Below are 22,491 nucleotides of genomic sequence, written 5' to 3' on the forward strand. Positions count from 1 at the left end.
AGCAGCGTCAGTCGGTGCCGGAGTCGAAGGCGGCGGCTTCGGATGCCTCGTCCACGGCATCGGCGAGGCGCTCGCGGGCGGGGTCGAACGGAGCGGCGTGCTCGGTGATCTCGGCGGACTCGCCGGCCTTCAGGTTGCCGACCAGCGCCGCAGTTGCCCCGCCGATCATCCCCATCGCGGCGTACTGCTCGAGGCGGGTGCGCGAATCGGCGATGTCGAGGTTGCGCATCGTGAGCTGACCGATGCGGTCGGTCGGACCGAAGGCGGCGTCGCCGACACGTTCCATCGACAGCTTCTCGGGCCCGTACGACATGACGGGGCCGGTCGTGTCGAGGATCGTGTAGTCCTCGCCGCGGCGCAGGCGCAGGGTGACCGTGCCCGAGATCGTCGAGCCGACCCACTTCTGGATCGACTCGCGCAGCATGAGTGACTGGGGCTCGAGCCAGCGGCCCTCGTACATCAGGCGACCGAGGCGACGACCCTGCTCGTGGTACGTCGCGAGGGTGTCCTCGTTGACGATCGCGTTCACGAGTCGTTCGTACGCCGTGAAAAGCAACGCCATGCCGGGGGCTTCGTAGATTCCGCGGCTCTTGGCCTCGATGATTCGGTTCTCGATCTGGTCGCTCATGCCGAGGCCGTGGCGTCCACCGATCGTGTTCGCCTCGCGGACGAGCGCGACGGCGTCGGTGAACTCCTGACCGTTGATGGCGACCGGGCGTCCGGCCTCGAACGTGATCGTGACGTCTTCGGTGGCGATGGCGACGGATTCGTCCCAGAACCGCACGCCCATGATGGGCTCGACGGTCTCGAGCGAGACGTCGAGGTGCTCGAGGGTCTTGGCCTCGTGCGTCGCACCCCAGATGTTTGCGTCGGTCGAATAGGCCTTCTCGGCCGCGTCGCGGTACGGGAAGCCGTGTGCGACGAGCCACTCGCTCATCTCTGTGCGTCCGCCGAGCTCGGTCACGAAGTCGGCGTCGAGCCACGGCTTGTAGATGCGCAGACGGGGGTTCGCGAGCAGGCCGTAGCGGTAGAACCGCTCGATGTCGTTGCCCTTGTAGGTGGAGCCGTCGCCCCAGATGTCGACGCCGTCTTCCTTCATGGCGCGCACGAGCAGGGTGCCGGTGACAGCGCGGCCGAGAGGCGTGGTGTTGAAGTAGGTGCGTCCGCCCGAGCGGATGTGGAAGGCACCGCACGCGAGAGCGCTGAAGCCCTCTTCGACGAGCGCCGCCTTGGCATCGACGAGGCGCGAGACCTCGGCGCCGTACTCGAGCGCGCGGCCGGGGATCGCCTCGACATCCGGCTCGTCCGGCTGACCGAGGTCACCGGTGTACGTGCAGGGGATGGCGCCCTTGTCGCGCATCCACGCGACGGCGACCGAGGTGTCCAAGCCACCGGAGAAGGCGATGCCGACGCGCTCGCCGACGGGCAGGGACTGGAGAACCTTCGACATGGTTCCGATTCTACTGACGCGGCATGTCGCCTCCCGCCGGTCCGCAGCGCGCGCTCCTGAGCGGTGGCCCGCGGATCAGCCCAGCGAGACGGCCGTGAGCGTCACAGGTGTGGCGGGTGCCCCGTCGGCGGCGCCACCCTCGGCCCCGGCGGCCGCGATCTGCCGCACGACCGCAAGGCCCTCGGGTGAGAGCATTCCGAAGACGGTGTAAGCGGCCGGCAGTTCGGTGTCCTCGTACACGAGGAAGAACTGCGAGCCGTTCGTGTCGGGTCCGGCGTTCGCCATGGCGACCGTGCCAGCCGGGTATGTCTCGGCGCCGTCCAGCTCGTCGGCGTACGAGTAGCCCGGCCCGCCCATGCCCGTGCCCGAGGGGTCGCCGCACTGCAGCACGAAGATTCCCTCGGTCGTCAGCCGGTGGCAGGGGCTGTTGTCGTAGTAGCCCTGTTCGGCGAGCGAGACGAAGCTGCCGACCGTGCACGGCGTGCGGCCGGCATCGAGCGTCAGCGGAAGGTTTCCCGCCGTGGTCTGCAGCGTGGCTTCGATCACGCCGGTGACGTCATCGCTCGGCACCGACACGTCTCGCACGCCCCCGGCGGCCTTGACGTAGGAGCAGCCTTCCGTCTCTGCAGGAGCGGCGTCCGGTGTGCCCGCGGCGCACCCCGCCAGCATCGTGATTGCGAAGCCGACAAGGGAAAGGGAGAGCAGACGCGAACGCATGGATACAGATTAGGTGGAGCGACGTCCTCAGCGCGGAGGACTGCTACACCCCGTCGCTTGTGCCCCGGATTGCCCGCGCACGCCCGATCCACACCGCGAGCGCCCCGACCGCGATGATCCCTGCCGCGATCGCGACGACATACACCGCGACGCCGGCGTATCCGGGCGGTTGCAGCGCGGGATTGTTCGGGTTCAGGAAGGGGTACGGGTACCAGTACGGCTCGCCGTTGCCGGGAGAGGTGACGAGCGGGCCACGTACGAGCGTGTAGATCACCCAAGCAATGGGGTAGATCACGATGATCCAGATCGCGCGCCAGGGCAGCGGACGTCGACGGGGCGCGAGGAGCAGATCGAAGAGAAGCACGATCGGAACGACGACGTGCATCACCTCGTTCGACCACGCCACCGTTTCGCCCTGCGGCAACTGGATGCCCCGCAGCAGCAGGTTGTAGACGGTGCCCGTGATCACCATGTAGGTGGTGACGCAGACCAGCAGGACGGCGAACCAGCGCGGTTCGACATCCGTTCGTCGTCCCTGCGTCCAGAACAGCAGCGCACCGATCGTCAGGGTCACGGCGGCCGCGACGTTGGACTGAATGGTGAAGAAGCTGAGGAAGTTGGCGACGACCGTGCCGACGGGTTGCCCGGCCGCCTCGGCATTGGAGATGGTGCGAACGAGCTGGGCGATGATCGCGGCGACACCCGCGACGGCGGTGAGAATGCGCACGGTGGCCCAGAAGTGGGCCCAGGCGGGGGATCGAAGCATGCGCTCACCCTAGCGACCAGAAGTCCCGGAAGGACGACGCCGGTAGGATGGTGTCTTACCCGTCCTGACAAGAAAGCCGGGGGTCCACCATGCCAGGAATCGTGATCGTCGGCGTGCAGTGGGGCGACGAAGGCAAGGGAAAAGCCACCGACCTGCTGGGCGAACGTACCGACTGGGTCGTGAAGTTCAACGGCGGCAACAACGCCGGCCACACCGTCGTCATCGGCGACGAGAAGTACGCGCTGCACCTGCTGCCCTCCGGCATCCTGTCGCCCGGCGTCGTCCCCGTGATCGGCAACGGCGTCGTCGTCGACCTCGAGGTGCTGTTCGCCGAGCTCGGGGCGCTCGCCGCGCGCGGTGTCGACACGAGCAAGCTGCGGGTCAGCGCCAACGCGCACATCATCACGCAGTACCACCGCACGCTCGACAAGGTGACCGAGCGCTTCCTCGGTAAGCGTCAGATCGGTACGACGGGCCGCGGAATCGGCCCGGCCTACGCCGACAAGATCAACCGCGTCGGCATTCGGGTTCAGGACATCTTCGACGAGAACATCCTGCGCCAGAAGGTCGAGGGTGCGCTCGACCACAAGAATCACCTGCTGGTGAAGATCTTCAACCGACGCGCGATCTCGGTCGACGAGGTCGTCGAGGACTTGCTTTCGTATGCCGACCGGCTGCGGCCGATGGTCGCCGACACCGGGCTTCTGCTGAACGATGCGCTGGATGCGGGCGATGTCGTCGTCTTCGAGGGTGGCCAGGCCACGATGCTCGACGTCGACCACGGCACGTACCCATTCGTCACGTCATCGTCCGCCACCGCGGGCGGCGCGGCTACGGGTTCGGGCGTCGGCCCGAACCGTCTCGACCGCATCGTGGGGATCGTCAAGGCGTACACGACGCGCGTCGGCTCCGGACCTTTCACTACCGAGCTGTTCGGCGACGAGGGCGACTGGCTACGCTCGCGCGGGTTCGAGTTCGGCACGACCACGGGCCGCCCGCGTCGCGTCGGCTGGTACGACGCCCCGATCACCCGATACGCCACGCGCATCAACGGCATCACCGACCTCGTGCTGACGAAGCTCGACATCCTCACCGGACTCGAGCAGGTTCCCGTCTGTGTCGCCTATGACGTGGATGGCGAGCGATTCGACGAGGTGCCGATCAACCAGTCGGACTTCCACCACGCGACGCCGATCCTCGAGTACTTCCCGGGTTGGTCGGAAGACATCTCGAAGGCGCGGACGTTCGAGGAGCTTCCGGTCGCGGCGCGCGACTACGTGCTCGCCCTTGAAGGCATGAGTGGCACACGCATCTCGGTGATCGGTGTCGGGCCCGCGCGCGACCAGGTCATCGTGCGACACGACCTCGTGGACTGACATGCGGTTCTGGGTCGGGGGATACTCCTCCGACATGGACGGCACCGCCGAGGGTATCGGCCTGCTGACCGTCGGTGAGGATGGCTCGCCCTTCGCATCCGGCCCGCTCTCGTTTCGCGGGGCGGTGCGTCCGGAGCTGGCGTCGCCGTCGTGGCTCGCGGCACACCCCCGCCTGGACGTCGTCTACGCGGCGCTCGAGGGCGAAGGGTGCGTGGCCGCGCTCGCGCGCACGGGCGACACGTCGTTCAGTGCGTTGGGCTCGTCGGTTGAGGCGGGCGAAGCGGTGTGCCATGTCGCGGTCAGCCCCGCCGGGGACTATCTGCTCGCGAGCTGCTGGGGCGGCGACGGCCGGGTCGTACGGATCGCCCTCGATGGCAGCGGACGCCCGACCGGACGTGCCGTTGCGCAGGCGGCGCGGGACCCGTATGGCACGCACGGCGGTGTGGACCCGCGCCATATGCCCCACGAGGATGTTGACGACGAACCCGAAGATCCGCGGGTGGCAGCGGAACGCCGCGAAGAGCGGATGTCGCGGGCACCCGCCGACCGGGATGCCGATCGGCGCGAGGCCGCGATCGGTCTCGCCGACGCCGCGGCCGCGCTCCGAGCGGCCGCCGGCGCTGAGTTCGCTCATCTGATCCCGGACCACGACCGACCGACCGAGCCGGACGTGCGCGGTGGGACGCTGCTGGCGCGGGCGGTCGATGTCGATGTCGATGCGCCCCAGCGCACCTCGCGCGCCCATGCCGCGGCGTTCCTGCCCGACGGGCGGGCGCTGACGACGGACCTCGGCTTCGACCTCGTGCGGATCTGGCGCACGGTCGGGGGTCGGATGCTGCCCGATCACGACGTCACCCTGCCGCGCGGCTCGGGGCCGCGGCACCTGGTCGTGCATCCGAGCGGATTCGTCTACGTGCTGACGGAGCACTCGACCGAGGTCTTCGTGCTCGGCGCCGACCGGGCAGGGCAGTGGACCGTCCGCGGCAGCGTCCCGGCCGCGGCGCTTACGCTCCCGGATGACGCGGGCGCGGAACTCGCGACATCCCACGATCGTGCGTTCCTGTATGCCGGACTGCGGGGGAGTGACACGATCGCCGTGCTGCGCGTCGTGGGCGATGGCAGCAGCCTCGAGCCGGTGGCGCTCGCCGAGTCGGGCGTGACCTGGCCCCGGCATCACCTGGTCGTGCGCGACACCCTGCTGGTTGCCGGGCAGCGTTCGAACGATGTCGTGTCGTTGTCGCTCGACATCCGCACCGGTGTGCCCAGCCGGGTGCGCCAGCGCACGAGCGTCCCGTCGCCGACCCGCACCCTGCGCGCCCGCGACTGACGCCGCCGCCACTCACCGAAACACCACTTGCGTGGCGAAACCCCACCCGTCACGGGGTTTCTCGTCGCGTGAGGGGTGTTTCGGTGAGCCGGGCGGGCAGTCGGGTGGCCGGGTGGCCGGGTGGCCGGGCGTCCCGGTGTCAGACCTTGGCGTCTTGGCGTGGCACCCACACCTGTTTGATGATCAACAGGATCGATGCCGATACGGGAATCGCAACGAGCGCGCCGATCAGCCCGAGCAGTGTGCCACCCACGAGCGCCCCGATCACGACGAGCGCCCCGGGGATCTCGATCGTCCGGTTCATGACCCGGGGCGTCAGCACGTAGGCCTCGATCTGGATGTACAGCAGGTAGAAGACCGCGAACAGCAGAGCGAGGAGGGGGTCCGAGAATAGCGCGATGACACTCGCGATGATCCAGTAGAGCACCGGACCGATGAGCGGGATCAGGGTGATCAGGAACGCGATCACCGCCATCAGCGCGGGGAAGGGAAGCCCGAGCACGATGTGCAGAATGAAGGCGAAGATCGAGTTGGCGGTGGCCAGAATGACCATTCCGATCAGGTATCCGCCGATCGATCCGGTGATTTGCTCGGTCATCGATGCGAGCCCCACGCGGTTGCGGGCCGGGGCGAGTCGGTAGAAGGCCTGCTTGATCGCGGGCATCGAGGCGATGAAGTACAGGGTCAGCACGAGGGTGATGAACCCGCCCGAGATGGCCGAAACGATGTTGATGCCGAGCTGCACGGCACCGCCACCGATCGCGGCGATGTTGCCGGGGTCGGTAATGAAGGTCTCGAGGTTGTTGAGGAGGTCAGGAACCGCGGCGCCGAACATGCCTTGCAGGTATGCGAACCAATCCGACTGCTCGGCCGAATTAATCAGGCTCGGGATGTCGCGCACGAACTGCGAAATCTGCGCGATCACCGTGGGGAGGATGATCCACAGCACTCCGGCGAGCAAGAGTGCGACGGCCAGGAACACGATCGCGATGGCCCAGCCGCGCTTGACGCCGCGGCGCATCAACCAGTCGACGGCCGGCTCGAGCCCGAGCGCGGCGAAGAGCGCCAGCACGATGTAGATGATGACGGTCGCCAGATTGCTGATCGCCAGCCCCAGCAGGAGGGCGGCTAGTCCGCCCAGGGTGAGGGTGAAACCGACGGCGAACGGCTGGTCGATTCTTGCCCAGAATGCGCGTGCGCCCGAGACGGGAGCTGCGGATGCCGGGGGCACGGGGGCGGTCGGGGGCTTACGCATGGTCACACCTTAGTGGCGGGCGGTGTCGCGGCCAGCGACGCGGCATGACCGCCCGGTAGCCTCATGGGGAAGGAGGGCCCCGTGACCCACGAAAGCGACCCGCGCAACGAGCTGTTGCGACTGCGTGCGAGCATCGACAACATCGATGCCGCGCTCGTCTACATGTTGGCCGAGCGCTTCCGCTGCACCAAGCAAGTCGGTGTGTTGAAGGCGACCCACGAGATGCCGGCGTCTGACCCGACGCGCGAGATCGAACAGGTGGCCCGTCTGCGGCGCCTCGCGCTCGATGCGGACCTCGACCCCGCCTTCGCCGAGAAGTGGTTCAACTTCGTCGTCGCCGAGGTCATCCACCACCACGAGCAGGCGGCCAACGGGCGCTGACACGGCCGCCTCGGTCTAGCATTCACATGCGCTGCAGAATCCGCGCGTTCTCGTACGGCCTCTCGCCGAAGATGCGGATGTCGCCGCTCGTGGCGAAGTTCTGCGCGGTGAGCATCGACATCACGGTGGTCTTTCCGGCACCGTTGCGTCCGAGCAATCCGTAGATCACGTCCTTCTCGATCGTGAACGACGCATCGTCCACCGCGAGGGTGTCACGGTATCGCTTGGTGAGGTTCTGCACCTCGATCACGGGGTTCATGGCATGGTCCTTTCGGAAGGAACGGGAGTGGTGTCGCTGGCGCGCTCACGGATGAGCGCGATGAGGTCATCGGGGCCGAGTCCGAGCCTCTGGGCCTCGGCGAGCAGCGGGTCAAGGTAACGATCCGAGAACGCTCCACGCCGGACCGCGAGCACCCGATCGCGGGCGCCCGCGGCGACGAACATGCCGATGCCGCGTCGCTTGTAGAGCACGCCCTGGTCGACGAGCATCGAAACTCCTTTCGCCGCGGTCGCGGGGTTGATTCGGTAGAAAGCAGCGAGCTCGTTTGTAGACGGGGCCTGGGATTCTTCGGCGAGGCTGCCGTCGACGATCTGGTCCTCGATGCTCTCGGCGATCTGCAGGAACAAAGCCCGGCCCTCTTCGATCACACGTTCCTCCGCCCAGTGGACTGGTTAAATATATAAGTAAGTAACCATAGAACACAAAGTCTGTCAAGAGACGGCCGAATTCAACCGTTTCGCGGCCGCTCGGACTTGCCCCATGTGCCCATGTCTGATGGTCTGGAACCAGAGGCCACACGGCCTTCACGACCAGTCCGCGCTCGTTAGACCCCAACCCGATGGGTGTGTCAGCGAAGCGTACGGTCGGCGATCTGGGCGGTAGACCCGATGTCAACCGCCGGTGTCGCGAGAGTCCCGAACGGGATTCCCGCAGGCCGAGGATCGCCCACCCGGGCGTGACCGATGCGATCCCGTGAGCGCTGGGACCGCCGAGGTGGTACCACCGTGTCAACTGCGCATGCGATTGAGGCCCAAGGCCTCTACAAAGTTTTCGGCCGCAACCCCAAGCAGGCGGTCAAGCGGCTCGCCGCCGGCGCGAGCCAAGCAGCGGTCTCAGGCCTCGGAACCGCCGCGGTGATCGACGCCAGCTTCACGGTCGATCAGGGTGAGATCTTCGTCATCATGGGTCTCTCTGGCTCCGGCAAGTCCACGATCATCCGCATGCTCAACGGCCTGCACGACACGACCGCGGGGAAGATCACCGTGCAGGGTGAGGTCATCACCGACATTCCCGCGGCGAAGCTGCGAGACATCCGGCGCGATCGCGTGTCGATGGTCTTCCAGCACTTCGCTCTGTTGCCGCACCGGACGGTGGCCGACAACGTCGCGTACCCGCTCGAGCTGCGAGGCGTCGCGAAGGCCGAACGCCTGGCGAAAGCCGACGAGATCCTGTCGCTGGTCGGTCTCGAGGGGTGGGGTGACAAACTGCCGTCGGCCCTCTCGGGTGGCATGCAGCAGCGCGTCGGCATTGCACGCGCGCTCGCCGCAGACACGGACATCCTGCTCATGGACGAGGCCTTCAGCGCGCTCGACCCGCTCATCCGGCGCGAAATGCAGGAGCAGTTGCTCCAGCTGCAACAGAAGCTGAAGAAGACCATCGTCTTCATCACCCACGACCTCAACGAGGCCATGTTTCTCGGCGACCGCATCGCGGTCATGCGCGAGGGTCGCATCGTGCAGATCGGCACGCCCGAAGACATCCTGACCGACCCGGCGAACGACTACGTCGAGCAGTTCGTGCAGGACGTCGACCGCACCCGCGTGCTCACTGCGGCCAACGTCATGGAGCCGGCACTTCCCGTCGTGGGTGAGACCGCGGGTCCCCGCACCGCACTCAAACAGATGCGCGACGCATACATGTCTGCGGCGTACGTGGTCGATCGCGAGCGCCGCCTTGTCGGCATCGTGAGTGACCACGACGCGCTGAAGCTCGTGCGCAAGAACGCGACCTCCCTGTCGTCGGTGCTCGGCCCCGCACCGCAGAGCGTGCGCGACGACGAGGTGCTGATGAACCTGTTCGTGCCCGCCGTCGAATCTCGACTGCCGCTCGCGGTGACGGATGCCGCGGGCCGCCTCGTCGGCGTGATTCCCCGGGTCACCCTGCTCGCCGCGCTGACGCCCGGAACGCCCGCCACCGGTGAGATCGAGATCGTCGAGCAGCCGGTTCCGACGACCGTGATCGATCAGGTGCTTGCCCAGACCACGGGCATGGCCGACGCCGAGGGGGTGCGCTGATGGATGGTTTTCGCATTCCGCTCGGTCTGTGGATCGACACCGGGGTCGACTGGATCAGGGACAACCTCGAATGGCTGCTCGACACCATCGCGTTCGTGGCGCGGTGGCTCGTAGACTCGCTCACCGACGTGCTGGTGATCACGCCGATCCCCGTCGTCATCATCATCTTCGCGTTGATCGGATGGCTGGTGCGCTCGTGGCAGCTCGCACTCGGCACAGCAATCTCGTTCACACTTATCGTCGGGATGGACCAGTGGGAGTCGTCGATGCAGACGCTGGCGCTGGTGTTGATCGCGGCTCTGGTTGCGCTCGTGATCGCGATTCCCCTCGGGATCTGGTCGGCACGAAACGACACGGTGCGTGCGATCCTCAAGCCCGTACTGGACTTCATGCAGACGATGCCAGCCTTCGTCTACCTGATCCCGGCGATCACCTTCTTCAGCATCGGGGTCGTCCCCGGAGTAGTGGCCACCGTGATCTTCGCGTTGCCCCCGGGGGTGCGGCTCACCGAGCTGGGCATCCGCGGTGTGGACTCCGAGACGGTCGAAGCCGGGCACGCTTTCGGTGCGAAGCCGGGCCAGATCCTGCGCGGCATCCAGTTGCCGTTGGCTGTGCCCACCATCATGGCGGGCGTCAATCAGGTGATCATGCTCGCCCTCTCGATGGCCGTTGTCGCCGGAATCGCCGGGGCTCCGGGGCTCGGGCAAGAGGTCGTTCAGTCCATCTCGACCGTTGACCTCGCACAGGGCGTCGAAGCGGGCCTGGGCGTTGTCATCCTCGCCGTGTTCCTCGACCGCGTCACGGCGTCGCTCGGAAATCCCGGCGCATACCGCTCCTCACTGGCCGCGACCATCTCAGGCCGGCGCGGCGGTACTGGTGGCGGGGGCGGCGGCGGAAGTCGTCGAGGGGGCGGCGGCGGAAGTCGTCGAGGTTCGACCGCGATCGCAGCCGAAGAGGCGGAGCGCAGCGCGGCATCACCCCACCGGGCGCCGATCCACTAAAGACCACAACTGAAGACCCATACGAAACGCACGAAGAGATACACAACGAAGGGAATCACGATGAAGAATCGCAGAATCACAGCACTACTGGCCACCGGCGCGGTAGCCACCCTCGCACTCGCGGGTTGCAGCGGCGAGGCGGGCGACAACGGCAACGGCGACGTGGGTTCGGACGAGATGGGGACCATCACGCTCGGATTCCTGCCCTCGTGGACGGATGGCCTCAGCACCGCATACCTGCTCGAGAACCAGCTCGAGAAGCTCGGCTACACCGTCGAGATGCAGGAACTCACCGAGCCCGGCCCGCTCTACGCCGGTCTTGCCCAGGGTGACGTCGACATGTACCCCTCGGCCTGGCCCGAGCTGACGCACGCGAGCTTCATGGAAGAGTACGGCGACGACATCGAAGACGTCGGAACCTACTACGACAGCGCCGTGCTCACGATCGCGGTGCCCGACTACGTCGACATCACCTCGCTCGACGAGCTGGCCGCCAACGCCGACATGTTCGGTGGCGAGATCTACGGCATCGAGCCCGGGGCGGGCCTCACCGGCGTTGCGCAGGACTCGATGATCCCCGCTTACGAACTCGAGGACACCTACGAGCTCGTCACGTCATCGACCGCGGCGATGCTCACGCAGCTGGACAACGCGATCGCGGCAGAAGAGAACATCGTCGTCACGTCGTGGCGCCCGTTCTGGGCCAACGACGCCTACAACCTGCGCGATCTCGAGGACCCGCTCGGCGCCATGGGCGATCCCGAGGGCCTGCACTTCTTGGGCACCAGCGACTTCTCCGAGCGCTTCCCCGAGGCCGCCGAGCTGATCGCCGGCATCCAGCTGGATGACGCCGAGTATGCCGCTCTCGAGGACATGGTTGTGAACGAGTACGAAGAGGGTCAGGAAGCCGAGGCCGTCGAGGCATGGCTCGCCGAGTACCCCGACGCGTTCGACACGATCATCACCGACTGATCTCGCCGCGTCACCTGAGCGGGTCCCGGCTTCGGCCGGGGCCCGCTTTCGTGGTGAGAGCCATCGCCCGAGGCAGGAGATCCTTCCCACACAGGACGATTCCGCGGCAACCGTCCTGTTCTGGGCAGGTCTCCTGTTCTGGGGTGATGGAGCTTTAGAAGCGAGCGGAGAAAGCACCGTCGGTGTTGATCAACTGGCCCGAGGCCCAGCGCCCCTCGCGGCTCACGAGGAACGACACGATGGCCGCGATGTCGGCCGGCGTGCCGAGTCGGCCCAGCGGATGGTGGGCGGTCAGGCTTTCGCGGAGCGCGTCATCCATCCATCCCGTGTCGATGGGGCCCGGATTCACCACGTTGGCCGAGATGCCGAGGGGCCCCAGTTCCCGGGCGGCGGAGATGACGATTCGGTCGAGCGCGCCCTTCGACGCACCGTATGGCAGGTTGCCGGTCGTGTGGTCGCTCGTGAAGGCAACGATCGTCCCGCCATCGGCCGGGATCTGCCGCGCGAACTCCGCGATGAGCAGAAGCGAGGCACGGGCGTTCACGGCGACGTGTCGATCGAAACTCTCGGCTGTGGTGTCGAGGATCCCCGACTCGACATCGTGGGCGTGGCTGAGCACCAGCGCATCGACGCTTCCGTGGTCTGCGACGACGCGTTGGACGAGGGATGTCGGCCCTTCAACCGTGGCGAGATCGCAGGGATAGTCGCCGGTCTCGAGGTCGCTCGTCAACACCTCCCAGCCGTCCGCGACGAGGCGCGGAACCACGCCGGCGGCGATGCTGTTGGCGCGTGCGGCACCGGTGACGAGAGCGCGCGGCATCAGCTCGAGAGCACCACGGCGGTGCCGTACGCGACGACCTCTTGGAAGTTCTGGTCGAGTTCGTTCGAGTCGTACCGCATGGCGACGACGGCATTCGCGCCTTGCGCCTGGGCCGCCTCGACGAGGCGTGCCACCGCCTCGGCCCGGGTCTGCTCGAGCTGCAGGGTCAGGCCTTTTAGCTCACCGCCGCCGAGCGCCTTGAAGCCGGCGCCGATCTGGGCGCCGATGTTGCGGGCACGGACGGTCAGGCCGCTGACCTCGCCGATGACCGACGTGATCGTTCTGCCGGGGACGTCGTTCATGGTGGTGACGAGCATGGGGATCTCCTGACCTGCGGGGAAGGGGCGGATGCCTTGATCAAGCTAGCGTGCGGGAGCCGAGTGGGGAAGATGCACGCTGCGTGATCGCGTGGGCGCGGGCGATGACCCGATCCCGCCGTCGTTCGCCTATTGTCGGCGCCGCGGGCGAGGATGGAGGCATGCCTGCCGCCCATCGCCCCGGTTTGCGGGTCACTTCGGGGCTGACGATTCCCGAGTCCGAGCTGTCCTGGCGGTTCTCGCGATCGTCGGGCCCCGGCGGGCAGGGCGTGAACACCGCGGACTCTCGCGTGGAACTCGTGTGGGATGCCGAGGGTTCGGCAGCGCTTTCGGCGGTGCAACGCGAGCGGCTGCTCGAGCGCCTCGACGGGCGTCTCGTGGGCGGAGTGCTGACGGTTGCGGCATCCGAACACCGTGCACAAATACGCAATCGTGACGCGGCGCGCGAGCGGCTCGTGGCGATCGTGGCCGACGCGGTGCGACCACCCGCGCCGTCGCGGCGAGTGACGAAGCCCAGCCGAGGCTCGAAAGAGCGGCGCCTCACCGCGAAGAAGCAGCGTACGACCACCAAGCAATTGAGACGCCGACCCCTCGATTGACGCGGGCGACTGGGGTCAGTGCTCGCCCTTGATAACGAAGTACGAGCCGCGGATGGTTCCCGCCAGTTTGGACTTCTGCCGTGCGAATGTGAAGCGCGCGGCCAGCTCCTCGGGGACATCCATTCCGTCGGAGAGCTTGAAGCCGACGGCTCGCTTTCCGCCCTCTTCGAGCGTGTACATGACGTTGATCGAGAGGCCACTTTGGTAGAACACGTAGGCGAAGCGGATGCCTCCGGCCTCGAATTCCGTCGCTTCGAGGGCCGGTGAGGCAATGACGAGGTCGCGCTCGTCTCTCAGGATGCCGTGCACCCAGTCTATGGTTTCGGCAGCATCGCTGGCCGGGTCGACCGTGAACACGTGCTCGTACTTGTTCGCGAAGTAGCGCGCCTCGTTCGCGCGGAGCCCCGCGAGTGCCGCGACGACGGGGGAGGACTCGAGGCCGATGGTCGATACCTCGGCGAAGTCGACGATGTAGGACATGGGCATTCCTTTGCGTGACGTGCTGCGGGAGGGCCGATCGCTCAAATGTAGTGACCGAGCGCGCGTTGCGTTTCTCGAAAATTGGTCAATGAGTCCGCGGTACGGCGGTCAACGATCGGGGAAGTCGCCCTCATAGTCCTGCCACGTACCGGCGAGGTGCTGCATGGCCCAGAGTTGTCTCTCCTTCGAGACGTCGTCCTTGCCTGCGAAGTTCATCACGATGTAGTTCGACACGAACCCGTCTTCGATCGACGACGCGTACTCGGCGGCTTCGTCGCGCGAGCCGAATCGCAGATAGGTGGCCTCGGCCGTGTCGTAGGCCTCGACGCACGGCACTGCCGATGTGCACACGACGGCGGTGACCTCGGAGACATCCGTCGTCGGGTCGTCCGCGTCGGGTTCGCTGTTCATCACATCGTGCAATGTCAGCGTCCACTGAGAATCGAAGATGAGACGCCCAAACCACAGGCCGCCCACGATGACTGCCACGATTGCCGCGGCGCCGATAATCGTCGTCACCCATCGTCGGGTGGTCATCAGATGCCCAGGACGAGTCGGATGCCATCGCCGATCCTGGCGAGCACGTAGCGGGGCAGGTGGCCGGTCGGATACGCCTCGAGGAACTCCCGGCTCACCGGACCGACCTGCGAGACGACCGCGACCGAGTCCCGATCGAGACCCGACGCGTCGATCGGGACCAGCACATTTCCCGGGAACGCCTCGAGTGCGACGTTGGATGTGAGTGGCACGACGAGAACAGTCGCGATGTCGCTTGCGAGAAGCCAGTCCTCTTGCATGACGATCGCGGGACGTCGCTTCGCGGGTTCGGAGCCGCGGGGCGAGCCGAAATCCACCCATACGACATCGCCGTGCGCAATCACCACTCCGTACCCTCGAGCATCGCGCGCTCCGACTCGCGAAAGAAGGAATCGCCCGCGGACGGCTGTCCGACACGGGCGATGACGGTGTTAGCCAGGGCGGTCAGCTCGGCTTCACCCTCGAGCTCCGCGGCCAGGCGTCTACCGGCGAGCCGGTAGAACTCCGACCGGTTCATGCCGTGACGAGCCGCCAGCCGCTCGAAGCGCTCGAACTCGCCGTCGGGGATCGAGATCGCGGTCTTCATCGAGCGAGTATAACTCGTTATACCTGTGCGCACCGAATCGGAATCAAGCGCGCGCTGCATAGGATGCTCACCGTGCTTGCCTACGACGATCCGCTCCCGTCGCGGCCCAGACGCATCATCGTGGCGGGAGTATCCGGCACGGGCAAGACCACGGTTGCCGCTCGAATCGCCGCGCTCGCCGATGCCCCGCACACCGAGATCGACGCGCTCTACCACGGCCCGAACTGGACTCCACGGGCAGATTTCCTCGACGACGTGCGGAACTTCACGGCCGACGACGCATGGACCACCGAGTGGCAGTACTCGAGCGCCCGCTCACTGCTGGCCGAGCGAGCCGACCTGCTGGTGTGGCTCGACCTACCCTTTCTGACGGTGACGTTGCCCCGAGTCATCCGACGTACGTTCCGGCGGCGCCTCGGACGGGAAGTGCTCTGGAACGGCAACATCGAACCGCCCCTGCGCACCTTCTTTATCGATCGTGAGCACATCGTTCGCTGGGCGATCTCGACGAGAAACAAGTACCGCGAGCGGGTTCCGCGGCTCGAACAGGAGTATTCGCATCTTCGGATCGTGCGCGTGAAGACCCCGCGTGAGGTCGAGCTCTGGCTCGCTGGTCCGCTGGTCGAGTCGGTTGGCTAGCGGTCAGCTAGTGTCCTGCGCCGTTAGTTCGTTGTAGTAGTCGTCCGAGGGATTCGAGGATCTGGTTGGCCGTCTTGGTCCAAATGAATGGCTTGGGGTTCTCGTTCCATGCCGTGATCCACGCTCGGAGGTCCTTCTCGAGGGCCTGGACGCTGCGGTGATCGGAGCGCTGGAGAAGATCACGGGTGACTTCGGCGAAGAGTCGTTCGACCTGGTTGATCCACGAGGAGTACGTGGGCGTGAAGTGCATGTGGAACCGAGGATGCTTCTCCAGCCAGGTCTTCACTGTGGGGTGCTTGTGGGTGGCGTAGTTGTCGCAGACCACGTGGATGTCCAGGTGCTCAGGCACGTTCTGATCGATCTTGACCAGGAACTTCTTGAACTCCGTCGCCCGATGACGGCGGTGCGTGGACGCGATCACGGTGCCGTCCTCAACGTTCATCGCAGCGAACAGGCTCGTCGTGCCGTGTCGGAAGTAGTCGTGGGTGCGCTTCTCTGGCATTCCAGGCATCATCGGGAAAGCGGGCTGCGATCTGGACAACGCCTGAACCTGGGACTTCTCGTCCACGGATAGGACGACGGCGCACTCAGGGGGGTCGAGGTAGAGGCCCACGATGTCGTAGACCTTCTCCACGAACAACGGGTCGTTGGAGAGTTTGATCCCGTCCGTGCGATGGGGCTTGAGGCCGAACGCCTTCCAGACCCGACCGATCGTGGACTTCGACAATCCGGTGCGTTCGGCCATCTTCGACCGCGACCAGTGCGTCGCGTTCGCGGGGGTGGATTCCAACGTCGCTACGACGACGTCCTCGACCTGCTCGGCGGTCACCGTCGCCGGTCGGCCAGGCCGCGGATCATCAACGAGCCCGTCCAGGCGGTGCTCAAAGAACCGGGACCGCCACTTCCCGACCGTGGGACGGCTGACCCCGAGCCGCTCAGCCACCACCGTGTTCGCGTCCCCCGCCGCGCACTCCAACACGATCCGCGAACGCAACGCCAGAGCCTGCGACGACTTACGCCGCCGAGCCCACCGGACAAGCTGCTCACGCTCATCATCCGTGAGAACCAGATCAACCTTCGGACGACCCATTCGTGCCATACCCGAACTCTAAAACATAGACAACGAATTACTGGCGCCCGACACTAGGGGCCAGCTACGTGCTGATGCCCAAGGTGTAGGCCCGCGGCCCACCGCGGAAGACTTCGGATGTCTGAGGCGTACTCGTAGACGGCCTGCGGCGCGGCGGCGGCGACCCGACTGACTGATGGCTTCGCATTGTCCCAGCCCGTCACCATGCCCCGACAGTGGCGCGCTACAGATCAGCGTCGCTGGTCGTTCCGGTGAGATCCCACCCTCGCACGCGGTGGATGGTCGCGGCCTTCGGGTACTCCCCGTCCGCCGGACCTATCTCGAACAGGTCGATCATGAGGAACAGCGGATAGCTCGGGGCCTGAGGCATCCGTCGCACAACGACTCCCTCGCAACCGATGATCGTTTCGTGGTCATTCCAGATCACGGTCCAGGTATGTGGCTGGCTGGCGTCGAGGGGCACGGCGATCTCGGCCATGTCGGTGACCAGGCGCGGATCGTGGTGCGCCTTGATGCCAGACCGGACGGTCGTTTCCACGCCGATCGCGTCGGCATCGATCTCGAAGACGCACATCTCTCCGGAGTCCTCCGGCGACAGGTGCTCGCTCCCCACCAGCCACGCCGCGAGCATGCAGCCCCGGTCTCGACTCGCCGCAACCGTCACATCGACACGGCCTCGCGACGGTGCGAACAACAGACGCAGAGGCGTCTCGGTACGAACGAAAAGGTCATCATCGCGGTGACGATGAGTCCCGACGGCGGATCCGACGGGCCCCGAGTAGGTGCCCGTCTGCAGGTTGGAGACCCGCAAAGGTGCGTCTTCGGGGCGCCAATCGAGCTGGCCTGCCTCGATCCTCAACTCAAGTGCGCCGGGAGTCGCGCTGAACCGGGCTTCCGAGCGGTCGGGCGTCGTCCAGTGCGGCAGGTAGTGCGGCACCCACCAGCGCGCGGACGGTCCGTCAGCGAAGTACTCGTCGAGGTCCGCGGGGCGGTCGGGTGGCGCTGGGAGTCGTACGCCGGACGAGAGCCGATTGAGCTCGGCAGTCAGCTCCTCAAGGCGACCGTCGCCGACGACGGCGCTGAGCGGTTCGCCGAAATAGTGCTGCCAGAGCTCGTTGACCTGTTCGGCCGTGACGCGACCGTACTGAGCCAGGATGTCTGCCAGCGGCCGGGCCTCGATGTCGTACTCGTCGGCGGGAGTGCCACCGGGCCTGCCTGGTTCGAGGCCGTAGGGGTCGAGCTCGGTCAACAGGGCGAGAACCTGCGCGACCAGTTCGGTGGAGGGTACCCGCGGCGCGGTCATGCGTGCGGGCGCGGCCGCGTGACTCGGCCCGGCGCCGGGGTAGCGCCGCGTGCGGGGACGGGCCGCGAGCCCGACGCCGGGGGTGATTCCGGGGAGGCGGTGGGCTCGGACGAACCCGGGCTGTGTGCTCCGGGTTCTGATGAGCTTGGTTTGGGGGGAAGGGTGGCGGACGCCGGCGGTCCGTGCGAGGCATCCGTCGCTTGCTCGCCCACCGTCAGTTCCAGAGCGACACGGTTCTCGAGAACCTCGATCGCCTCGTCCGACACCGAGATCAGGCCGTCGAGCTCTTCGCGAACGCGTCGATAGGCGAGTTGGCGTTCTGCGGGGGTTGCTGCCTGGTCGACCGCGACGCTCAGAAGTTGCTTCGCGGTATCGAGGCGTTTGCGCTCCGTCTCGGTGAACGAGTGGTCGCGCAGTCGCCGCGCGTCGCGCTCGGCGATATCGAAGGCGGCCTCGTATTCGTTCACGGCGTCGCGGTACTCGGCGAGCTCATCCTTACCGATCCGGGCCTTAGGCGAATCGGGCCGCAGCCCGTCCGCTTTGCGTTTGGCGCGCAGGAACGCGGCGGTCAACGGCTGACGTCCATCGCTCATCGCGGGGAACGCGATCAGCTTGGCGACGTCGAGTTCATATTCGAGCCAGCGGGATGTGACGGCGTCGTGGGCGTCGAACAGACGTTGCAGTCGGGCGGTTGGGCTGTCGCTGTCGCTCGGGCGCGAGTCCGAACGCCCCGTCGTGACAGGTTGCGTACTTGCCGCGATCTGGGCCGCGTGCAGCTCGCTCTTGGCCCGCATGATCTCGAGCCTGCGCGCGTGCCGACGCTCGAGCGCCTTCTGCCACCCGCGACCGACGCCCCCCGCTACACCCATCAGGGGGAAAATCAGCCACCAGTAGGAGCCGAAGAATTCCCAGGGGTTCATCCCGTCATGCTACGCGCGGGACGCGGCGGCGCGGGCGTCAGTCGGACGAGCGACGCGGGATCGGCCAGATCGGACCGCGCTTGTCGCTCGCGGGCTTGTCCGGCGGGGGAGTCTCGGCGGGGTTGGGCGGAGCGGATGGTCGGGGCGGCGCATCCGTCCTCGGAGTCGGCGCATCGGACTCGGGTGAACGCTTCCTCGCCCGCCAGATCGCCTCGCGCGCCGACTCGGCCGCGGCGGTCGCGGCAGTGACCGCCGCGGTGCGAGCGTTCTCGACCAGGTCATCCCATGCCCCGCGGAGCTGCGGTGGCACACCGGCGCCATCGGCGAATGGGCGGTCGGATGCCCCACCCGGCGGACGTCCGGATGCCCCCGCCGCGCGCCACGCGGCCGCCTCGGCGGCGTGGAATGCGGCCTCGAGCTCGGTCACCGCGGCACGGTATCGCGCGAACTCTTCGGGTGTCAGCGCGGGTTTGCCGGGGCGCGGCCGGAGCCAGCGGGCGGTGTCCATCGCGGTCAGCAGCGCCGCCGTCGCAGGCACCCGGGCATCGCTCATCGTGGGGAAAGCGATCGCCTTGGCCGGATCGGTCTCGTAGGCCATCCAGCTCGCCAGCACCGCATCGTGTTCGGCCACGAGCCGTGAGAGCGGAAGATGTTCGTCCCCCCGAGGCATCCGGCGCATCAATGCCCTGGCGGCCTTGACCTGAACGCGGCGGCCGCGCAGCCCGGTCTGCGCCGAACGCAGTTCGCGCTGAGCCTCGTTCACCGCGTGTCGGGCAGCCTCGATTTCGCCGACCGACCCGCGCCCACTCTGGCGCGCGCTTTTCGCGACCAGCAGCGTCGCCTGCGCGCTCTTCGCTTGGGCCCGGGCGGTGAACAGGCGCACCCGCGCCACCGCCAGTTCGTGCTTTGCGCCGGCGTACTCGAGCGCGCGCGCGCGCTGCCGGCGGCCATAGCGAATCCCGGCGAATGACGCCGCACCGCCCGCGATCACGGTGGGCCCCAGCCACCACAACTCCGCAGCCAACGCGAAGAAAGGGTCCATCCCGCCATGCTAACCGTGCGCCCTGAACGCGCCGCGGGTCAGCCGAAGATGAGCGCCAGAACCGTCGCGCCGCCGCCGGTCACGAGCAGCGCGATGATCACGACCCACGCCACGATCCGCACACGCTTCTGACGCGTCGCGCCGTAGTTCTCCAGATCGTCGTTCGACATGTCGCTCCTACGCCATCGGGGGAGTGGTCGGGGCGGTGCTTGTGACCTCGAACTCGCCGATCGTCGCGCCGAAGGCGGCGGGCAGGGTGCCGCGCCAGAGCTGGTTCAACTCGTCGATACCCATCGTGAAGACATCCTGAATCTCGAGCTCGGCGCCACCCGCGGGAGCGACGTCCGTCACACCGATACGCAACACCGGGTAGCCGCGTCCGTCACACAGCCCCTGGAACTTGACGTCGTCCTCGCGCGGGACGCTCACCAGCACGCGGCCGGTGGACTCCGAGAACAGTGCTGCCGAGGCATCCACGCCGTCGCGCTCGATGATCTCGCGCAGCCAGACGCGCGCGCCGACGCCGAAGCGGATCACGCTCTCGGCGAGCGCTTGCGCCAGGCCGCCGCCCGACAGGTCGTGGGCGCTGGAGATGAGCCCCTGCTGGGATGCGGCGCGCAGCAGCTCGGCGAGGGTCTTCTCGTCGCCGAGGTTGACGCGCGGAGGCCGACCACCGAGGTGATCGTGCACGACGCCCGCCCACTCGGAGCCGCTGAGCTCCGTGGACGTGACGCCGAGAAGGTAGATGTTCTCGCCCTGGTCCTGCCAACCGCTCGGCACGCGACGCGCGACATCGTCGATCACGCCGAGCACCCCGACGACGGGAGTCGGATAGATCGGCTGGTCACCGGTCTGGTTGTAGAAGCTGACGTTTCCGCCCGTGACGGGGATCTCGAGCTCACGGCACGCATCCGCGATTCCCTGCACCGAACGCTGGAACTGCCACATCACCTCGGGGTTCTCGGGACTGCCGAAGTTGAGGCAATCCGTCACCGCGGTCGGAACCGCGCCCGCGACGGCGACGTTGCGGTACGCCTCGGCGACCGCGTGACGTGCGCCCTCGTACGGGTCGAGCTGGCAGAAGCGGCTGTCGCAGTCGGTCGCGATGGCAAAGCCCAGGCCCGACTCCTCGTCGACGCGGATCATGCCGGCATCGTCGGGGAAGGCCAGGGCCGTGTTGCCCATGACGTAGTAGTCGTACTGGTTCGTCAGCCACGACTTGTCGGCCAGGTTCGGGCTCGACAGCAGCTGCGCGAACTGGGTGCGGAGCGTCTCGGGGTCGGTCGCGCGGGGGAGGGCGCTCGCCGAATCCTCCTGCAAGGCATCGATCCACGTGGGGTACGCGACGGGGCGCTCATAGACGGGGCCATCGACCGCGACGGTGGCGGGGTCGACGTTGACGATCTCGTGACCGTGCCAGTGGATGACGAGGCGCCCGTCACCCGTGACCTCGCCCAGAACGCTCGTCTCGACATCCCATTTCGCCGTTACGGCGAGGAAGGCGTCGAGCTTTTCGGGCGCGACGATCGCCATCATGCGCTCTTGCGACTCCGACATGAGAATCTCTTCGGGCGTGAGGCGCGGGTCACGCAGCAGTACCTCTTCGAGGTCGACCTTCATGCCCGATCCGCCGTTGGCGGCGAGCTCGCTCGTGGCGCACGAGATGCCCGCGGCCCCGAGATCCTGAATCGCCTCGACGAGCTCGTCACGGTAGAGCTCAAGACAGCACTCGATGAGTACCTTCTCGGCGAAGGGGTCGCCGACCTGCACGGCGGGGCGCTTGGTGGGGCCGGTGCTGTCGAACGAGTCGGAGGCGAGGATGGATGCTCCGCCGATGCCATCGCCGCCGGTGCGGGCGCCGAACAGCACGACCTTGTTGCCGGTGCCGCTCGCGTTGGCGAGCTTGATGTCCTCGTGGCGCATGACGCCGACCGCGAGGGCGTTCACGAGGGGGTTGCCCTGGTAGACCGAGTCGAAGAACGTCTCGCCGCCGATGTTGGGAAGGCCCAGGCAGTTGCCGTAGAACGAGATGCCGCTGACGACGCCATGCACGACGCGCGCCGTGTCGGGGTGGTCGATTGCGCCGAAGCGAAGCTGGTCCATGACGGCGACCGGGCGCGCGCCCATTGAGATGATGTCGCGGACGATGCCGCCGACACCCGTCGCCGCACCCTGGAAGGGCTCGATGTAGCTGGGGTGGTTATGCGATTCGACCTTGAAGGTCACCGCCCATCCCTCGCCCACGTCGACCACGCCGGCGTTCTGGCCCATGCCGACCATGAGCTTCTCGCGCATCTTGTCGGTCATGTGGCGGCCGAACTCGCGCAGGTAGATCTTGCTCGACTTGTACGAGCAGTGCTCCGACCACATCACCGAGTACATCGCCAGCTCGGAGCTGGTGGGGCGGCGGCCGAGGATCTCGCGGATGCGGTCGTACTCGTCGGGCTTGAGGCCCAGCGCCGCGAACGGCTGGGTTCGCTCGGGCGTCGCCGCGGCGTTCTCGACAGTGTCGACGACGGGCGTCGCTGCCGCATTCGGGGTGGCGTTCTGGGTGGCTGTCGTCACGCGGCTGAGCTCCAAAAATCGCGGGATGCCGGACTGGCCCAGTCTAGTCGGGG

At 67.0% G+C, this 22,491-nt stretch carries 26 protein-coding genes; 8 read left to right on the forward strand and 18 right to left on the reverse strand.

Features of this window, described 5'->3' with window-relative positions; translation table 11 throughout:
- Window positions 1-7 precede the first annotated feature (7 nt).
- The 3 genes from argG to ACXZ1E_RS09050 all read right to left on the reverse strand — a co-directional run bounded on the left by argG (window position 8) and on the right by ACXZ1E_RS09050 (window position 2,933).
- Window positions 8-1,450, reverse strand: coding sequence for an argininosuccinate synthase (gene argG / locus ACXZ1E_RS09040; RefSeq protein ID WP_458040197.1), 1,443 nt, complete (start codon window positions 1,448-1,450; stop codon window positions 8-10).
- Window positions 1,451-1,525: 75 nt separating this feature from the next.
- A complete protein-coding gene (locus tag ACXZ1E_RS09045; protein WP_458040198.1) occupies window positions 1,526-2,167 on the reverse strand; it encodes a peptidylprolyl isomerase in 642 nt (213 codons plus the stop codon).
- A 43-nt stretch (window positions 2,168-2,210) separates the two neighbouring features.
- Complete coding sequence (locus ACXZ1E_RS09050; protein WP_458040199.1) at window positions 2,211-2,933, reverse strand: Pr6Pr family membrane protein; 723 nt, start codon at window positions 2,931-2,933, stop codon at window positions 2,211-2,213.
- An 89-nt stretch (window positions 2,934-3,022) separates the two neighbouring features.
- Between ACXZ1E_RS09050 and ACXZ1E_RS09055 the strand changes: the two genes are divergently transcribed.
- Window positions 3,023-4,309, forward strand: a complete 1,287-nt coding sequence (locus ACXZ1E_RS09055) for an adenylosuccinate synthase (protein ID WP_458040200.1) — start codon at window positions 3,023-3,025, stop codon at window positions 4,307-4,309.
- Between the two features lies 1 nt (window position 4,310).
- On the forward strand, window positions 4,311-5,636 hold the full coding sequence (locus ACXZ1E_RS09060) for a lactonase family protein (RefSeq protein ID WP_458040201.1): 1,326 nt from the start codon (window positions 4,311-4,313) through the stop codon (window positions 5,634-5,636).
- 139 nt (window positions 5,637-5,775) lie between these two features.
- On the opposite strand, the gene ACXZ1E_RS09065 is transcribed toward ACXZ1E_RS09060, so the two are convergent.
- Window positions 5,776-6,891, reverse strand: a complete 1,116-nt coding sequence (locus ACXZ1E_RS09065; protein WP_458040202.1) for an AI-2E family transporter — start codon at window positions 6,889-6,891, stop codon at window positions 5,776-5,778.
- A gap of 81 nt (window positions 6,892-6,972) precedes the next feature.
- Here ACXZ1E_RS09065 and ACXZ1E_RS09070 point away from each other — a divergent pair, with 81 nt between their 5' ends.
- Window positions 6,973-7,272 carry a chorismate mutase gene (locus ACXZ1E_RS09070; protein ID WP_036296758.1) on the forward strand — a complete coding sequence of 100 codons (300 nt, stop codon included), beginning with the start codon at window positions 6,973-6,975 and terminating at the stop codon, window positions 7,270-7,272.
- Window positions 7,273-7,294: 22 nt separating this feature from the next.
- Here the strand turns inward: ACXZ1E_RS09070 and ACXZ1E_RS09075 are convergent, their stop codons facing one another.
- Window positions 7,295-7,531, reverse strand: coding sequence for an ATP-binding cassette domain-containing protein (locus tag ACXZ1E_RS09075; protein WP_458351932.1), 237 nt, complete (start codon window positions 7,529-7,531; stop codon window positions 7,295-7,297).
- Window positions 7,528-7,920, reverse strand: coding sequence for a GntR family transcriptional regulator (locus ACXZ1E_RS09080; protein WP_458040203.1), 393 nt, complete (start codon window positions 7,918-7,920; stop codon window positions 7,528-7,530). The genes ACXZ1E_RS09075 and ACXZ1E_RS09080 overlap by 4 nt, the downstream gene beginning before the upstream one ends.
- A 357-nt stretch (window positions 7,921-8,277) precedes the next feature.
- Here ACXZ1E_RS09080 and ACXZ1E_RS09085 point away from each other — a divergent pair, with 357 nt between their 5' ends.
- From ACXZ1E_RS09085 to ACXZ1E_RS09095, 3 genes are read left to right on the forward strand one after another with little or no spacing between them, the layout of a single operon-like run.
- Window positions 8,278-9,567 carry a quaternary amine ABC transporter ATP-binding protein gene (locus ACXZ1E_RS09085; protein ID WP_458351933.1) on the forward strand — a complete coding sequence of 430 codons (1,290 nt, stop codon included), beginning with the start codon at window positions 8,278-8,280 and terminating at the stop codon, window positions 9,565-9,567.
- Window positions 9,567-10,568, forward strand: a complete 1,002-nt coding sequence (locus tag ACXZ1E_RS09090) for an ABC transporter permease (RefSeq protein ID WP_458040205.1) — start codon at window positions 9,567-9,569, stop codon at window positions 10,566-10,568. Before ACXZ1E_RS09085 ends, ACXZ1E_RS09090 begins: the two co-directional genes overlap by 1 nt.
- A 60-nt stretch (window positions 10,569-10,628) precedes the next feature.
- Window positions 10,629-11,540: a glycine betaine ABC transporter substrate-binding protein gene (locus ACXZ1E_RS09095; RefSeq protein ID WP_458040206.1), complete on the forward strand. Its 912-nt coding sequence runs from the start codon at window positions 10,629-10,631 to the stop codon at window positions 11,538-11,540.
- A gap of 154 nt (window positions 11,541-11,694) precedes the next feature.
- Here ACXZ1E_RS09095 and ACXZ1E_RS09100 read toward each other — a convergent pair whose 3' ends face one another.
- Complete coding sequence (locus ACXZ1E_RS09100; RefSeq protein WP_458040207.1) at window positions 11,695-12,360, reverse strand: SDR family oxidoreductase; 666 nt, start codon at window positions 12,358-12,360, stop codon at window positions 11,695-11,697.
- Window positions 12,360-12,677 (reverse strand): YbjQ family protein, encoded by a 318-nt coding sequence (locus ACXZ1E_RS09105; RefSeq protein ID WP_458040208.1) that lies wholly within the window; start codon window positions 12,675-12,677, stop codon window positions 12,360-12,362. The genes ACXZ1E_RS09100 and ACXZ1E_RS09105 overlap by 1 nt, the downstream gene beginning before the upstream one ends.
- A gap of 161 nt (window positions 12,678-12,838) precedes the next feature.
- Here ACXZ1E_RS09105 and arfB point away from each other — a divergent pair, with 161 nt between their 5' ends.
- Window positions 12,839-13,276, forward strand: a complete 438-nt coding sequence (arfB, locus tag ACXZ1E_RS09110) for an alternative ribosome rescue aminoacyl-tRNA hydrolase ArfB (protein ID WP_458040209.1) — start codon at window positions 12,839-12,841, stop codon at window positions 13,274-13,276.
- Window positions 13,277-13,291: 15 nt separating this feature from the next.
- On the opposite strand, the gene ACXZ1E_RS09115 is transcribed toward arfB, so the two are convergent.
- The 4 genes from ACXZ1E_RS09115 to ACXZ1E_RS09130 form a co-directional block, all read right to left on the reverse strand.
- Window positions 13,292-13,756, reverse strand: coding sequence for a phage tail protein (locus tag ACXZ1E_RS09115; RefSeq protein WP_458040210.1), 465 nt, complete (start codon window positions 13,754-13,756; stop codon window positions 13,292-13,294).
- Between the two features lie 108 nt (window positions 13,757-13,864).
- Window positions 13,865-14,293: a hypothetical protein gene (locus ACXZ1E_RS09120; RefSeq protein WP_458040211.1), complete on the reverse strand. Its 429-nt coding sequence runs from the start codon at window positions 14,291-14,293 to the stop codon at window positions 13,865-13,867.
- The gene (locus ACXZ1E_RS09125) at window positions 14,293-14,640 is read right to left on the reverse strand and encodes a type II toxin-antitoxin system PemK/MazF family toxin (RefSeq protein WP_458040212.1); all 348 of its coding nucleotides are present in this window, start codon (window positions 14,638-14,640) and stop codon (window positions 14,293-14,295) included. Before ACXZ1E_RS09125 ends, ACXZ1E_RS09120 begins: the two co-directional genes overlap by 1 nt.
- Window positions 14,634-14,879, reverse strand: a complete 246-nt coding sequence (locus ACXZ1E_RS09130) for a CopG family transcriptional regulator (protein ID WP_458040213.1) — start codon at window positions 14,877-14,879, stop codon at window positions 14,634-14,636. The genes ACXZ1E_RS09125 and ACXZ1E_RS09130 overlap by 7 nt, the downstream gene beginning before the upstream one ends.
- A gap of 72 nt (window positions 14,880-14,951) precedes the next feature.
- Between ACXZ1E_RS09130 and ACXZ1E_RS09135 the strand changes: the two genes are divergently transcribed.
- Window positions 14,952-15,518: an AAA family ATPase gene (locus ACXZ1E_RS09135; RefSeq protein WP_458040214.1), complete on the forward strand. Its 567-nt coding sequence runs from the start codon at window positions 14,952-14,954 to the stop codon at window positions 15,516-15,518.
- Between the two features lie 7 nt (window positions 15,519-15,525).
- On the opposite strand, the gene ACXZ1E_RS09140 is transcribed toward ACXZ1E_RS09135, so the two are convergent.
- The 6 genes from ACXZ1E_RS09140 to purL all read right to left on the reverse strand — a co-directional run bounded on the left by ACXZ1E_RS09140 (window position 15,526) and on the right by purL (window position 22,438).
- Window positions 15,526-16,617, reverse strand: a complete 1,092-nt coding sequence (locus tag ACXZ1E_RS09140; protein ID WP_458040215.1) for an IS630 family transposase — start codon at window positions 16,615-16,617, stop codon at window positions 15,526-15,528.
- Window positions 16,618-16,831: 214 nt separating this feature from the next.
- Window positions 16,832-17,911 carry a hypothetical protein gene (locus tag ACXZ1E_RS09145; RefSeq protein ID WP_458040216.1) on the reverse strand — a complete coding sequence of 360 codons (1,080 nt, stop codon included), beginning with the start codon at window positions 17,909-17,911 and terminating at the stop codon, window positions 16,832-16,834.
- Window positions 17,908-18,831: a hypothetical protein gene (locus tag ACXZ1E_RS09150; RefSeq protein WP_458040217.1), complete on the reverse strand. Its 924-nt coding sequence runs from the start codon at window positions 18,829-18,831 to the stop codon at window positions 17,908-17,910. Before ACXZ1E_RS09150 ends, ACXZ1E_RS09145 begins: the two co-directional genes overlap by 4 nt.
- Window positions 18,832-18,868: 37 nt before the next feature.
- Window positions 18,869-19,873, reverse strand: coding sequence for a hypothetical protein (locus ACXZ1E_RS09155; RefSeq protein ID WP_458040218.1), 1,005 nt, complete (start codon window positions 19,871-19,873; stop codon window positions 18,869-18,871).
- Between the two features lie 38 nt (window positions 19,874-19,911).
- Complete coding sequence (locus tag ACXZ1E_RS09160) at window positions 19,912-20,043, reverse strand: hypothetical protein (RefSeq protein WP_458040219.1); 132 nt, start codon at window positions 20,041-20,043, stop codon at window positions 19,912-19,914.
- 7 nt (window positions 20,044-20,050) lie between these two features.
- Entirely contained in the window at window positions 20,051-22,438 is a 2,388-nt protein-coding gene (gene purL, locus ACXZ1E_RS09165; protein ID WP_458040220.1) for a phosphoribosylformylglycinamidine synthase subunit PurL, read from the reverse strand.
- Between the last annotated feature and the right edge of the window lie 53 nt (window positions 22,439-22,491).

The organism is Pacificispira sp. HM-600 (genome assembly GCF_977993705.1).

Bases quoted from the DNA above. Each gene is read 5' to 3' on its own strand.
- ACXZ1E_RS09160 (WP_458040219.1), bottom strand. From the start codon at position 20,043: ATGTCGAACGACGATCTGGAGAACTACGGCGCGACGCGTCAGAAGCGT.
- ACXZ1E_RS09065 (WP_458040202.1), bottom strand. From the start codon at position 6,891: ATGCGTAAGCCCCCGACCGCCCCCGTGCCCCCGGCATCCGCAGCTCCC.
- ACXZ1E_RS09130 (WP_458040213.1), bottom strand. From the start codon at position 14,879: ATGAAGACCGCGATCTCGATCCCCGACGGCGAGTTCGAGCGCTTCGAG.
- ACXZ1E_RS09115 (WP_458040210.1), bottom strand. From the start codon at position 13,756: ATGTCCTACATCGTCGACTTCGCCGAGGTATCGACCATCGGCCTCGAG.
- ACXZ1E_RS09045 (WP_458040198.1), bottom strand. From the start codon at position 2,167: ATGCGTTCGCGTCTGCTCTCCCTTTCCCTTGTCGGCTTCGCAATCACG.
- ACXZ1E_RS09105 (WP_458040208.1), bottom strand. From the start codon at position 12,677: ATGCTCGTCACCACCATGAACGACGTCCCCGGCAGAACGATCACGTCG.
- ACXZ1E_RS09050 (WP_458040199.1), bottom strand. From the start codon at position 2,933: ATGCTTCGATCCCCCGCCTGGGCCCACTTCTGGGCCACCGTGCGCATT.
- ACXZ1E_RS09155 (WP_458040218.1), bottom strand. From the start codon at position 19,873: ATGGACCCTTTCTTCGCGTTGGCTGCGGAGTTGTGGTGGCTGGGGCCC.
- ACXZ1E_RS09150 (WP_458040217.1), bottom strand. From the start codon at position 18,831: ATGAACCCCTGGGAATTCTTCGGCTCCTACTGGTGGCTGATTTTCCCC.
- ACXZ1E_RS09120 (WP_458040211.1), bottom strand. From the start codon at position 14,293: ATGACCACCCGACGATGGGTGACGACGATTATCGGCGCCGCGGCAATC.
- ACXZ1E_RS09055 (WP_458040200.1), top strand. From the start codon at position 3,023: ATGCCAGGAATCGTGATCGTCGGCGTGCAGTGGGGCGACGAAGGCAAG.
- ACXZ1E_RS09100 (WP_458040207.1), bottom strand. From the start codon at position 12,360: ATGCCGCGCGCTCTCGTCACCGGTGCCGCACGCGCCAACAGCATCGCC.
- arfB (WP_458040209.1), top strand. From the start codon at position 12,839: ATGCCTGCCGCCCATCGCCCCGGTTTGCGGGTCACTTCGGGGCTGACG.
- ACXZ1E_RS09140 (WP_458040215.1), bottom strand. From the start codon at position 16,617: ATGGCACGAATGGGTCGTCCGAAGGTTGATCTGGTTCTCACGGATGAT.
- ACXZ1E_RS09060 (WP_458040201.1), top strand. From the start codon at position 4,311: ATGCGGTTCTGGGTCGGGGGATACTCCTCCGACATGGACGGCACCGCC.
- ACXZ1E_RS09075 (WP_458351932.1), bottom strand. From the start codon at position 7,531: ATGAACCCCGTGATCGAGGTGCAGAACCTCACCAAGCGATACCGTGAC.
- ACXZ1E_RS09095 (WP_458040206.1), top strand. From the start codon at position 10,629: ATGAAGAATCGCAGAATCACAGCACTACTGGCCACCGGCGCGGTAGCC.
- argG (WP_458040197.1), bottom strand. From the start codon at position 1,450: ATGTCGAAGGTTCTCCAGTCCCTGCCCGTCGGCGAGCGCGTCGGCATC.
- ACXZ1E_RS09145 (WP_458040216.1), bottom strand. From the start codon at position 17,911: ATGACCGCGCCGCGGGTACCCTCCACCGAACTGGTCGCGCAGGTTCTC.
- ACXZ1E_RS09090 (WP_458040205.1), top strand. From the start codon at position 9,567: ATGGATGGTTTTCGCATTCCGCTCGGTCTGTGGATCGACACCGGGGTC.